Annotated in this window: 9 protein-coding genes and 1 pseudogene; 4 read left to right on the forward strand and 6 right to left on the reverse strand. The window is 70.9% G+C overall.

What is annotated here, in order from left to right:
* Window positions 1-50: 50 nt before the first annotated feature.
* The 3 genes from ACRAWB_RS17835 to pdxS are packed head-to-tail and all read right to left on the reverse strand — an operon-like array spanning window position 51 to window position 2072.
* Entirely contained in the window at window positions 51-575 is a 525-nt protein-coding gene (locus ACRAWB_RS17835; protein WP_431354583.1) for an AAA family ATPase, read from the reverse strand.
* Window positions 572-1183: a pyridoxal 5'-phosphate synthase glutaminase subunit PdxT gene (gene pdxT / locus ACRAWB_RS17840; protein WP_431354584.1), complete on the reverse strand. Its 612-nt coding sequence runs from the start codon at window positions 1181-1183 to the stop codon at window positions 572-574. The genes ACRAWB_RS17835 and pdxT overlap by 4 nt, the downstream gene beginning before the upstream one ends.
* The gene (pdxS, locus tag ACRAWB_RS17845) at window positions 1173-2072 is read right to left on the reverse strand and encodes a pyridoxal 5'-phosphate synthase lyase subunit PdxS (RefSeq protein WP_363809237.1); all 900 of its coding nucleotides are present in this window, start codon (window positions 2070-2072) and stop codon (window positions 1173-1175) included. The genes pdxT and pdxS overlap by 11 nt, the downstream gene beginning before the upstream one ends.
* A 113-nt stretch (window positions 2073-2185) precedes the next feature.
* On the opposite strand from pdxS, the pseudogene ACRAWB_RS17850 reads away from it, so the two are divergent.
* Both ACRAWB_RS17850 and pdxY read left to right on the forward strand, forming a co-directional pair.
* Window positions 2186-3495 (forward strand): annotated as a pseudogene (locus ACRAWB_RS17850) (aminotransferase class I/II-fold pyridoxal phosphate-dependent enzyme).
* A 28-nt stretch (window positions 3496-3523) separates the two neighbouring features.
* Window positions 3524-4375, forward strand: a complete 852-nt coding sequence (gene pdxY, locus ACRAWB_RS17855) for a pyridoxal kinase PdxY (protein WP_431354585.1) — start codon at window positions 3524-3526, stop codon at window positions 4373-4375.
* Here pdxY and ACRAWB_RS17860 read toward each other — a convergent pair.
* Window positions 4372-4965 carry an HIT family protein gene (locus tag ACRAWB_RS17860; protein WP_431354586.1) on the reverse strand — a complete coding sequence of 198 codons (594 nt, stop codon included), beginning with the start codon at window positions 4963-4965 and terminating at the stop codon, window positions 4372-4374. The genes pdxY and ACRAWB_RS17860 overlap by 4 nt on opposite strands.
* Window positions 4953-6935 (reverse strand): threonine--tRNA ligase, encoded by a 1983-nt coding sequence (thrS, locus tag ACRAWB_RS17865; RefSeq protein WP_431354587.1) that lies wholly within the window; start codon window positions 6933-6935, stop codon window positions 4953-4955. Before thrS ends, ACRAWB_RS17860 begins: the two co-directional genes overlap by 13 nt.
* Window positions 6936-7139: 204 nt before the next feature.
* Between thrS and ACRAWB_RS17870 the strand changes: the two genes are divergently transcribed.
* Window positions 7140-9407 (forward strand): cell wall-binding repeat-containing protein, encoded by a 2268-nt coding sequence (locus tag ACRAWB_RS17870; RefSeq protein ID WP_431354588.1) that lies wholly within the window; start codon window positions 7140-7142, stop codon window positions 9405-9407.
* A gap of 76 nt (window positions 9408-9483) precedes the next feature.
* Here the strand turns inward: ACRAWB_RS17870 and ACRAWB_RS17875 are convergent, their stop codons facing one another.
* Window positions 9484-11568: a S53 family peptidase gene (locus tag ACRAWB_RS17875; RefSeq protein WP_431354589.1), complete on the reverse strand. Its 2085-nt coding sequence runs from the start codon at window positions 11566-11568 to the stop codon at window positions 9484-9486.
* Window positions 11569-11711: 143 nt separating this feature from the next.
* Here ACRAWB_RS17875 and ACRAWB_RS17880 point away from each other — a divergent pair, with 143 nt between their 5' ends.
* Complete coding sequence (locus ACRAWB_RS17880; protein WP_431354590.1) at window positions 11712-12230, forward strand: DUF2127 domain-containing protein; 519 nt, start codon at window positions 11712-11714, stop codon at window positions 12228-12230.
* Window positions 12231-12254 lie beyond the last annotated feature (24 nt).

The following is a 12254-nucleotide window of genomic DNA, read 5'->3' on the forward strand; positions in this document are numbered from 1 at the left end:
TCCTGACCATTGTAGGACGACTCGCCGCCGCCCTCCCCCACCGACGCTCGCTAGGCGGGAAGGTCGCCGGCGGTCAGTCCCGCCTCGGCGATGATGCGCTCGACCAACGCCTCGGCGCTCACGGCCGCGTCGACCGGCTGCTCGAGCGGCGACCCGTCAATCTCGAGGAGGGGATCACTCCCGCGCCACCACCGGCGCAGTTCGTCCTCGCCGAACGACCCCGCCTTGTCGCGGGTCGTATGCCGCTCGGCGGTCACCGCGAACGGCAGCTCGAAGCGATAGAACCAGGACTCGACGTCCCGGAGACCGCGGAGACCGCGCAGGACATCCCCATACCGTTCGGTGGACAGGATGCCTTCCAGCAGCACGGCCGGCGCAGCGGCGAGCGCGGCCCGCGTCAGCGCGTCGACCAGGCCGGCGCTCGCACCGTCATCGGTGAGTCGCCGCCCGAGCACGGTCCGGCCGAGCTGATCCTGCTGCACGAGCGCGATCCCGCTGCCGAGCCGGTCCCGCAGCATCCGCGCGACCGTCGACTTGCCCGACCCGGAGGGGCCGCGCAGGACGATCAGCTTCACGCGGCCAGCCTGGCGGCGTCGCGCACCTTGGACAGGAAGTACTCGTGGAAGCGCGTGTCCCCCGTGATCTCGGGGTGGAACGACGTCCCGATCAGGTTGCCCTGCTCCACGGCGACGACCCGGCCGTCGGCCACGCGGGCGAGGGCGGTCGCGGCCGGGCCGACCTCCTCCACGATGGGGGCGCGGATGAACACGGCGTGCATCGGCTCGTCGCCCACGGCGGGGATGTCGAGGTCGGTCTCGAACGAGTCCACCTGGGAGCCGAACGCGTTGCGCCGCACCGATACATCCAGACCGCCGAGGCTCTGCTGACCGGCGATGCCGTCGAGGATGCGGTCGGCCAGCATGATCAGGCCGGCGCACGTGCCGTAGACCGGCAGGCCGCCCGTGATCGCATCGCGCAGCGGCTCGGCCAGGCCGAAGGTGCGCGACAGCTTGTCCATCACGCTCGACTCGCCGCCCGGGATGACCAGGCCGCCGATCTCGTCGAGCTCGGTCGGCCGACGCACCGGGACCGCGTCGGCGCCCAGGCCGCGCAGGACCACGAGGTGTTCGCGGAAGTCGCCCTGCAGGGCGAGGACGCCGACCTTCTGTCCGTTACCAGCCACGCTCGGCCAGGCGGTGCGGGGCGGGGAGGTCGCCGACGTTGATGCCGACCATGGCCTCGCCGAGGCCGCGCGACACCTCCGCGATGACCGACGGGTCGTCGTAGAACGTCGTCGCCTTGACGATCGCGGCCGCACGCTGCGCCGGGTTGCCCGACTTGAAGATGCCGGAGCCGACGAACACGCCGTCCGCGCCGAGCTGCATCATCATCGCCGCGTCGGCCGGGGTGGCGACGCCGCCCGCCGTGAACAGCACGACCGGGAGCTTGCCGGTCTCGGCGATCTCGCGCACCAGCTCGTACGGCGCCTGCAGCTCCTTGGCCGCGACGTACAGCTCGTCCTTGGTCATCGACTTCAGCGCGTTGATCTCCGAGGTGATCTTGCGGATGTGCTTGGTCGCCTCCGACACGTCGCCGGTGCCCGCCTCGCCCTTCGAGCGGATCATCGCCGCGCCCTCGTTGATGCGGCGCAGCGCCTCGCCGAGGTTGGTCGCGCCGCAGACGAAGGGGACGGTGAACTGCCACTTGTCGATGTGGTTGACGTAGTCGGCGGGCGACAGCACCTCCGACTCGTCGATGTAGTCCACATCCAGCGCCTGCAGCACCTGGGCCTCGACGAAGTGGCCGATGCGCGCCTTCGCCATGACCGGGATGGACACCTCGGCGATGATCGCCTCGATCAGGTCCGGGTCGCTCATGCGGGCGACGCCGCCCTGCGCGCGGATGTCGGCGGGGACGCGCTCCAGCGCCATGACGGCGACCGCGCCGGCGTCCTCGGCGATGCGCGCCTGCTCGGGGGTGACGACGTCCATGATGACGCCGCCCTTCAGCATCTCGGCGAGGCCGCGCTTGACCCGGCTCGATCCGATGGTGCTCTGCTCGCTGTCCGTCATGGTCGCCCTCTCGTGCGGTACGCGCAGCAACGTGCGGTACGAAATCTGTTTTGGCCTATGCCGAAGATAGCACTGTCGCCGCCGCTCGATAGACTCGGAGCCTCGGGAGGGACATGGACCAGCAGACCATCACGGGCGCCACGGCGTCCGAGATCGCGGCGAGCGTGCGCGCGCTGCACGAACGCGGCGCGCTGCGGACCGGGGATGCCCTTCCTCCCGTCCGCGAGCTCGCCGCGCAGCTCGGCGTCAACCGCAACACCGCCGTCGCCGCCTACCGCCTGCTCGCACAGGCCGGCGTCGTCACCGCGCGCGGCCGGGCGGGCACGGTCGTCGCCGGCGTCACCGCGGTCGCGCAGGAGGGCTACGCGCCCGACAGCGTGCTGCGCGACATCGGGACGGGCAACCCCGACCCGGCGCGCATCCCCGACCTCTCTGGCGCGCTCGCGTCGGCCATCGGCCGTCCGGTCCTCTACGGCGAGCCGGTCATCGACCCGGCGCTCGAGGAGCGCGCGCTGGCGTGGATCAGCGCCGACCTCCCCGACCGCCCGGTGCGCATCACGGTCACCAACGGAGCGGTGGATGCGGTCGAGCGGCTGCTCGCGCAGGCCCTGCTCCGCGACGACGCGGTCGCCCTGGAGGACCCGTGTTTCCTGGCGAGCATCCACACCGTCCGGCTGGGCGGCTACCGCGCCGTCCCGGTGCCAGTGGATGCGGAGGGCATGACCGTCGAGGGCCTGCGCGCCGCGCTCGACGCGGGCGTCCGCGCCGTCATCTGCACTCCGCGCGCGCAGAACCCGACCGGGGCGACGCTCTCCCCCGCCCGTGCCGCAGCCCTGCGCACGGTGCTGGCCGACCATCCCTACGTGCTCGTGATCGAGGACGACCACTTCTCCATGCTGTCGCAGCGGCCCTACGAGACCCTGATCGGACCGGAGCACCGGCGGTACGCGCTGGTCCGCTCCGTGTCGAAATCGCTCGGGCCGGACATGTGCCTGGCCGTCGCCGCGACCGACCCCGAGACGGCCGAACGGCTCGCGTTCCGGCTCTCCCCGGGACGACCTGGGTCAGCCACATCCTGCAGCGCCTCGTGCTCGCGCAGCTGACAGACGACGCCGTAGTCGCGCAGGTGGAGGCGGCCGGTCGCCACTACGCCGAGCGCAACGCCGCCTTCGCCGCGCGCCTGACCGAGCGCGGTCTGCCCACCGAGGCCCGCGACGGCCTCAACCTGTGGGTCGAACTGCCGGTCGAGGCGCGGGTCGTCGCCGACAAGCTGATGCGGCGCGGCTGGCTCGCCCGCACCGGCGACGAGTTCGTGCTCGGCGAGCATCCCGCGCCCTCCCGGCATCTGCGACTGACCGTGCACGACCTGGACGAGGACGAGACCGAACGACTGGTCGCCGACCTGGCCGACGCCGTGAAGTGACCACCCGATCGGATGAGAGGATCGAGGGATGAAGATCCTCTCGATCCAGTCCGCGGTCGCCTACGGTCACGTCGGCAACTCCGCCGCCGTCTTCCCGCTGCAGCGCATCGGCGTCGAGGTGCTGCCCGTGTACACGGTCAACTTCTCCAACCACACCGGCTACGGCGCCTGGCGCGGGCCGCTGATCGCACCGGACGACGTCCGCGACGTGATCACGGGCATCGAGGAGCGCGGCGTCCTGGGGCAGATCGACGCGGTTCTGTCCGGCTACCAGGGCAGCGAGGGCATCGGCGACGTCATCATCGACGCGGTCGCACGCGTCAAGGCCGCCAACCCGAACGCCGTGTACGCCTGCGACCCGGTGATGGGCAACGCGAAGTCCGGCTGCTTCGTCGCGCCGGCCATCCCGGTGCTGCTGCGCGAGCGCGTGGTGCCGGTCGCGGACATCATCACGCCGAACCAGTTCGAGCTCGGCTTCCTCACCGAGACGTCGCCCGACACCCTGGAGTCGACCCTGGAGTCGGTGGATGCGGCGCGCGCGATGGGCCCGCGCACGGTGCTCGTGACGAGTGTCGAGCGTCCGGACGCGCCGGCCGACACGATCGAGATGCTGGCCGTCGACGGCGCGGGCGCGTGGCTCGTGCAGACGCCGCGCCTCCCGATGAAGGCCAACGGCTCCGGCGACGTGACGGCGGCGCTGTTCACCGCACACTACGTCCGCACCGGCGACGCCGAGCTGGCGCTGCGCAAGACCGTGTCGAGCGTCTTCGACCTGCTCACCCGCACCCTCGAGTCCGGTGAGCGCGAACTGCAGCTCGTCGAGTCGCAGGAGTCCTACGCCCACCCGCGCGAGCAGTTCGCGGTGACGAAGGTCCGCTAGGACTTCGGCCAGGCGTCGGCGATCGCCTGCCGGACCTCGCCCAGCAGCTGGGGCAGCGCCTTCGTGCGCGCGATGATCGGGAAGAAGTTCGCATCCTGAGCCCACCGCGGCACGATGTGCTGGTGCAGGTGGGCCGCGATGCCGGCGCCTGCGACCGCACCCTGATTCATGCCGATGTTGAAGCCGTCGTTGTGCGACACCTCGCGGATCACGCGCATCGCCGTCTGGGTGATGCTGCCGATCTCGGCGACCTCCTCCGGCGTCGCCTCGTCGTACAGGGCGATGTGGCGGTACGGGACGACCAGAAGGTGGCCGCTGTTGTATGGGAACAGGTTGAGCAGCGCGTACGCGTGGGTGCCGCGCGCGACGATCAGCGCGTCCTCGTCGCTCATGCTGGGCGCGACGCAGAACGGGCAGTCGTCGTGGCCGGGGTCGCCCTGCTGGATGTAGACCATCCGGTGCGGGGTCCAGAGCCGCTGGAACTCGTCGGGCACCCCGACCAGGTACGACGGGTCGTCGACGCGGACGGGAGCGTCCGCTCCGTCCGCGCCGCCGCCGTCGTCGTACGAACCGAGGTTCAGTCGTGCCATGCTGTGTCGACCAGCTCATGGGAGCGGATGCTCTCGACGATGCGCTCGATCGCCTCGTCGACCGTCACGCCGTTGCGCTGCGTGCCGTCGCGGAAGCGGAAGCTGACGGTGCCCGCCGCCGCGTCCTCCTCGCCGACGATCAGCTGGAACGGCACCTTGGCCTTGGTGTGCGTGCGGATCTTCTTCTGCATCCGGTCGTCGGAGTGGTCGACCTCGGCGCGCACGCCGCGGGCGCGGAGCCGCGCGATCACGTCGTCGAGGAACGGCGCGTACTGGTCCGCGACCGGGATGCCGACCACCTGCAGCGGCGACAGCCACACCGGGAACGCCCCGGCGTAGTGCTCCAGCAGGATGGCGAAGAACCGCTCGATCGAGCCGAGCAGCGCCCGGTGGATCATCGCCGGCTGCTTGCGCGTGCCGTCTGCGGCGTTGTACTCCAGCTGGAACAGCTCCGGCTGGTTGAAGTCCAGCTGCACTGTGGACAGCTGCCAGGTGCGGCCGATCGCGTCGCGCGCCTGCACCGAGATCTTCGGGCCGTAGAACGCCGCCCCGCCCGGGTCGGCCACGAGCTCGAGGCCGGACTCGATCGCGACCTGACGCAGTGTCTCGGTCGCGGTCTCCCACGACTCGTCGCTGCCGACGTACTTGTCCGGGTCCTTGGTCGACAGCTCCAGGTAGAAGTCGGTCAGGCCGTAGCCGCGCAGGGTCTCGAGCACGAACTCCAGCTGCCGTGCGACCTCGTCCTTGATCTGGTCTTCCGCCACGTAGATGTGCGCGTCGTCCTGCGTCAGTCCGCGGACGCGGGTGAGGCCGGACAGGGTGCCCGACTTCTCGTAGCGGTACACGGTCCCGAACTCCGAGAGGCGGAGCGGGAGTTCGCGGTAGCTGCGGCCGCGCGCCCGGTAGATCAGGTTGTGCATCGGGCAGTTCATCGGCTTGAGGTAGTAGTCCTGCCCCTGCCGGGTGATGTTGCCGTCGGCGTCCCGCTCCTCGTCGAGGTGCATCGGGGGGAACATGCCCTCCTTGTACCAGTTGAGGTGCTGGCTGGTCTCGAACAGGTGCGCCTTGGTGATGTGCGGCGTGTTCACCATCTCGTAGCCGTTCGCGATCAGGCGATCGCGCATGTAGTCCTCGATCTCCTTGCGGATGATCCCGCCCTTGGGGTGGAACACCGCGAGGCCCGAGCCGATCTCGTCGGGGAAGGAGAACAGGTCGAGCTCGGCGCCGAGCTTGCGGTGGTCGCGCTTGGCGGCCTCCTCCATGCGGGTCTGGTACGCGCGCAGCTCGTCCTTGCTGGGCCACGCCGTGCCGTAGATGCGCTGCAGCTGCTTGTTCTTCTCGTTGCCGCGCCAGTAGGCGGCGGCGACGCGGGTGAGCGCCCAGCCGTTGCCGATCATGCGCGTGTTCGGGAGGTGCGGGCCGCGGCAGAGATCCTTCCAGACGGTCTCGCCCGTCTTCGGATCGACGTTGTCGTAGATCGTCAGCTCGCCGCCGCCGACCTCGACGCTCTCGCTCTCGTCGAACGCGGCTGTGTCGCCGTGCTGCACGCCGCCCTTGAGGCCGATCAGCTCGAGCTTGTACGGCTCGTCCGCGAGCTCGGCGCGCGCCTCGTCGTCGGTGACGACCCGGCGGACGAACCGCTGGCCCGCCCGCTGGATGCGCTGCATCTCCTTCTCGAGCGCCTTCAGGTCTTCCGGGGTGAAGGACTCGAGCACGTCGAAGTCGTAGTAGAAGCCGTCGGTGATGGGCGGGCCGATGCCCAGCTTCGCCTCCGGGTTGATCGCCTGGACCGCCTGCGCGAGGACGTGCGCGGTGGAGTGACGCAGGATGTTGAGGCCGTCGGGCGAGTCGATGGTGACCGGCTCGACGACGTCGGTCGTCGTGACGGTGGTCGCGAGGTCCTTCAGCTCGCCGTTGACGCGCATCGCGACAACGGAACGGTCAGTGAAGAGCTCGAAGCCGTCGGCCACCTGTCCACTCCTAGGGTTCTGGTCATCAGGGAACCCTCCAACTCTAGCCGGGTGCCGGAGTGCGACACCTCTTGTGGCCCATACGGGTGCATGCGCGCGCATGGGCGCCCGTCGTAGACTGCCCGTACTGCCCTGCCCGAATGCTTCCGGACGGACCCGACCGACTGGACACCACTACCTCCCCCACACGAGCGGATGTCCATCATGAGAATCGGTACCCTTGCGACGACCGGAGCCCTGCTCCTGTCCCTCATCGGAGCCTCTCCCGCTCTGGCTGCAACGCCGGAACCGGAGCCGACTCCCACAGCCACCAGCACGCCGGCGCCCACCGGCACGCCTGCGCCCACCGCTGACCCGGCGGCGCCCGCGGACCCGGCCGCCTCCGCGGACCAGGCCGCGCCTGCGGAGCCCGCTGCCCCCGCCTCCCCCGCACCGTCGACGTCGACGCCCGCGGCCGACCCGAGCCTCGCCGTGCAGAACGCCGCCGGCGACCACGCGATGGGCTCCACCATCGAGGCCGTCGAGGGCCCGGCGGCCGGCGCCCGCACGATCACGCCGAAGGCGTCCCTCGGCGTCGGCGGCGTCCTCGGGATGGACGTGAGCGGCTGGCAGCCGACGGTCGACTGGAACGCGATGTGGGCCAACGGCGCCCGGTTCGTCTACATCAAGTCGAGCGAGAGCACCGATTACGTGAGCTCCCACTTCCCGTCGCAGTGGGCCGGCGCGACCAACGTCGGGATGATCCGCGGCGCCTATCACTTCGCCACCCCGAACACGACGGACGGCGCGACGCAGGCCCGCTACTTCGTCGCGCACGGCGGCACGTGGGCGCCGGACGGCCGGACCCTCCCGCCGCTGCTCGACATCGAGTACGCGACCGACGGCAGCGGCACCTGCTGGGGTCTCTCCCCGGCTGCGATGAGCCAGTGGATCCGCGACTTCGTCGGCACCATGAAGGCCCTCACCGGCATCGAGCCGGCCATCTACTCCACCGCCAACTGGTGGAACCAGTGCACCGGCTCCAACAACACCTTCGGCGCCTACCCGCTGTTCGTCGCCCGCTACGGCACCTCCACCCCGGGTGCGCTGCCGGCCAGCTGGCTGAACTGGACCATGTGGCAGTTCGCGAGCTCCGGCGTGTTCGCGGGTGACCAGGACATCTTCAACGGCAACTATGCCCAGTTGCAGGCCTTCGCGTTCGGCGCGAACAGCCACCCGCCGGTCGGCGCGTACGACACCGCGACCGTCACCTCCGGCCAGCCGTTCCGCGTGACGGGATGGGCGTTCGACCTGACGAACCTCGCGTCGGCCGTCCAGATCCAGGTCTCGTGGAGCACGCCCGCCGGGAACACGACGACGACCGGAACCGCCAACCTGTCGCGTCCGGACGTCGGAGCGGCCTATCCCGCAGCGGGTGGGACGCACGGCTTCTCGATCACCACGCCGTGGGCAGGATACGGGCAGTACGGAGCGTGCATCACCGTGATCGCGCTGCCGGGCGACCGCGCGGGCAACAGCTCGCTGGGCTGCAAGACCGCGTTCATCTCCCCGGCGACGGCGACCGCCCCGGCGGCGCAGCGCCTGACCGGGTCCGACCGCTTCGCCACCGCCGTCGCGATCTCGCAGGACCGCTACCCGAACGCGGGCGTGCCGGTCGTCTACATCGCCTCCGGGCTCGACTACCCCGACGCCCTCGCCGCCGCCCCCGCGGCCGCGGCCCAGCGCGGACCGGTGCTGCTGACGACGAGCTCCAGCGTCCCGTCCGCCACCCTGACCGAGGTGCAGCGGCTGAAGCCGCAGAAGATCGTGGTCGTCGGTGGCCCGAACGCGGTCGGCGACGCCGCCGCCGCACAGCTCTCCTCCGTCGCGCCGGTCACCCGCCTGGGCGGAAGCGACCGCTACGAGACGGCGCAGCGGATCGCGGCCTACGCCTTCCCGAACGCGACGAAGGCGTACGTGGCGAGCGGGTTCGGCTTCGCCGACGCCCTCTCGGCCGGCCCCGTCGCCGCCAAGCTGGGCGCACCGCTCCTCCTGGTCGGCACCCCGAACCTCGACGCGGGCACCCAGGCATTCCTGTCGGCGCGCTCCATCAAGCAGGTGACGATCGTCGGCGGTACGAGCGTCGTCTCCCCGCTGTGGGCTCAGGGCGCGCAGTCCGCGGGGATCACAGTCACCCGGATCGGCGGCTCGTCCCGCTTCGAGACCAGCACGCAGATCACCGCCACCGCCTTCGGGGCGAACGGCGGCCCGAACGTCTACATCGCGTCGGGCGTGAACTGGCCGGACGCCCTCGTCGCCGCCGCAGCCGCGGGCTCTGTGCCCAAGCCGCTCCTGCTCAGCAACAGCGGTTGCGTGCCGCGTACGGTCGGCGACCAGCTGGTCCGCCTGGGCACCACGTCGATGAAGGTGGTCGGAGGTACGGACGCTCTGAGCGCGGACGTGAACTCGCTCGGCGTCTGCTACGTCGGCTGAGGTCTGACGACTGACGACACACTGAGGGCCGTGTCCCCCGCCCAGCGGACGGGAGACACGGCCCTCGTGTCGTGCGCTACTTGGTGAGTCCGGCGAAGAAAGCCGGGCCGTTGGGCGTCCCGACTCCGGTCGCGGTGTCGTAGCCCTTGGTGCTGTGGAGCGTCTGGCTCGGCGACTCCTGCGTCCGGAGGCTGTAGCTCAGTCCGCCCGCAGCGCTCTCGCTGTCGACGTAGTTGACCCGGAGCACCGACGGGAGCGGCGCGTTCACGCCCGTCCCGAACAGGTCGGCCTGGTCGACGTCGTAGAACGCCGATCCGCCGGCCTTGTACGCCGCGTAGATGCGCGGGTTGAGGAACCCGAGCGGCGCCCCGGCGACCTGGTTGGCCACGGCCGCGATTCCCGCGGTCAGCGGCGCCGCGACCGAGGTGCCGCCGATGCGGTACTCGTCGTAGTACGTCCCGTTGCTGAACGCCTGCGTCTGGCCGACCAGCAGGCCGGTGTTCGGGTCGGCGAGCGCGCTGATGTCCGGCACCAGTCGTCCCGAGGAGGAGCCCACCGCGGCCGCCTGGTAGGCGGGCTGCGCGAACAGACGGCTCACGCCGCCTCCCCCGCCGCCGTTGAACGTCCCGGGCAGCGGAAGGGTGAATTTGCCGTTCAGCTGGTACGGCGCACTGGAGATGTGGTCAGTGGGCGTCGGCGTCACCGGGTCGAGCCCCGTCTGCCAGCCGACCTCGAACGAACGCTTCCACCCGCTGTGGTTCAGCGGCGAGGCCGGGTCGTCGATGGCGGCGTAGCTCAGCGCCGGAGCGGTGCCCGTGGGGACCACGGACGCCGAGGATCCGCCGACCGCGGTCACGAACGGGCTGTCGGCGTAGAAGTCGACGGTCGGCGTGCCGAAGTTGCCCACTTCATCGCCGGAGTCGCCGCTGGAGACGAACACGCCGACACCGGTCGCGGCGGCCTCGATGAACGTGTTGTTCAGGCTGTTGACGAAGCCCTGCGGCACCGCCTCACCCGCGAACCCATAGCTGATCGAGAGGATGCTCGCGAGGTGCTTGTCCACGATGTGGTTGACGGACGCGTCGAAGTCCTGACGCGCGTTCGCGGACGCGACGTAGAGCAGGCTCGCGCCGGGCGCCGTCGTGTGGATGGCCTCCGCGTCCAGGGTCTCCTCGCCGTAGTAGTCGCCGGGGACCTGCTGCGGGGTGTCCGGGTGCTTGTACACACCGGGCGCGACCAGCTGGGTGATCTTCGGCGCGGGCAGGTTGTGCAGGCTGCTGTACTTCGTCACATCCTGAACCAGGGTCGGGCTCGCGTTGGCGCCGACGAAGGCGACCGTCTGGCCGCTGCCGTCCGCGGCCACCTGGTCGAGGCCGTACAGTCCGCGCACCTGAGCGGGCGTGTAGCCGCACGGCGCGATCGGCTTGGTCGTCGTCCCGTACGCGGGGGCGTTCGGCATCGAGACCGTCTTCTCGCCGTACCAGAGCGAGCACGGCTGCCCGGCGCGGAAGCCCACCGACGGAGCGCCGTGGTTCTGCTTCGGCGCGTTGCCGTTGCCCGTGGTGTTCGTCGGCTGGATGAGCGACGCGCCCTGGTCGAGGCCCGCGACGCTCTCCACGATTCCGGCCAGCGACGACGGGACGGTGACCGCCGACTCCGGCGCCCGAAGCTTGGTGCCGTACGCGCTGTACTCGCCGAGTGTCACGCCGAATGCGCTCTGCGCCTGCGCCACCGTGCCCTCCGCGGACACGTAGCGGTTGTTCGAGGGCGTGTCGACGATGCTGAACCCCGCGCCGCGGAGGAACTGCTGCACCGCGACGACGCTCGACTGGCTCGGCGCGAACTGCTGGCGGAACGCCTGCGGGGTGAGGTACTTCCGGTAGGACGACGAGCCGGGCGTGGAGACCGCGAGGGCGGTCGCTGCGGCCGCGTCGGCGTTGCGCCACGGCAGGTACACGCGGATGTCGACCGGGTCCCCGGCGGGGGCCGCGGAGCGGAGCGCCTTGGCGTTCGCCCACGCGGGCTGACTCCCCGGCAGGGCGTTCCTGCCCGGGGCTGCTGCGGCAGGCGTCGCTGCCGCCGCAGCAAGAGAAGGGCCGCGCCGGCGGTGACGGCTGCGGCCCTGAGGGTTCTCGAAGTGGTGCGCATGATGTCCTTTCATCGATGCGGGATGCGCGCTGGTCGGCGCCCTTCGATCCAACAACGCCGGGTGGAGGCGGACCAAGAACTCTGTCTGAGAAACCGTTCAGATGGGACGCTGCGGCCCCACTGGTGCCGGAGCTCCGGGCGCGTAGGGTTCGGGACGTGGCGACCTCCCGATCCCTCCTCGACCGCACCTTCGTCGTGACGCTGGTGCTGAAGGGCCTGGACGGCGTCATCGAGCTGGTGGCGGGCGTGGCGCTGCTCCTGGTGTCGCCCGCCCAGCTCGAGGCGGCCGCCCGTGCGTTGACCCGGCACGAGCTCCGGGAGGACCCCCACGATCCGGTCGCCCACTGGCTGCTCGGCTACACGGGGAATCTCAGCGTGTCGGCGACGCTGTTCGGCGCGGTCTACCTCCTGGTCCACGGCGTCGTGAAGGTGTTCCTGGTGGTCGCCGTACTCCGTGACAAGCTGTGGGCGTATCCGTGGCTGATCGGGTTCCTGGTCGCGTTCATCGGCTGGCAGGCGTTCGAGCTGGTGCGGCACTTCACCTGGGGTCTGGCCGCGCTGACGGCGTTCGACATCCTCATCGTGGTGCTGACGGTGCGCGAGTACCGCATCCACCGAGCGCGGCGCCGGGAGCGGGCGGGCGCGCGGGAGGCGCAGGCGCCCGCCGAAGGCTGAGCCGTCTGCCCTTGCGCCCCCGCG

Source organism: Leifsonia poae (genome assembly GCF_050632865.1).
Taxonomy (GTDB): Bacteria; Actinomycetota; Actinomycetes; order Actinomycetales; family Microbacteriaceae; genus Leifsonia; species Leifsonia poae_B.

Bases quoted from the DNA above. Each gene is read 5' to 3' on its own strand.
- pdxS (WP_363809237.1), bottom strand. From the start codon at position 2,072: ATGACGGACAGCGAGCAGAGCACCATCGGATCGAGCCGGGTCAAGCGC.
- pdxY (WP_431354585.1), top strand. From the start codon at position 3,524: ATGAAGATCCTCTCGATCCAGTCCGCGGTCGCCTACGGTCACGTCGGC.
- ACRAWB_RS17860 (WP_431354586.1), bottom strand. From the start codon at position 4,965: ATGGCACGACTGAACCTCGGTTCGTACGACGACGGCGGCGGCGCGGAC.
- ACRAWB_RS17870 (WP_431354588.1), top strand. From the start codon at position 7,140: ATGAGAATCGGTACCCTTGCGACGACCGGAGCCCTGCTCCTGTCCCTC.
- ACRAWB_RS17875 (WP_431354589.1), bottom strand. From the start codon at position 11,568: ATGAAAGGACATCATGCGCACCACTTCGAGAACCCTCAGGGCCGCAGC.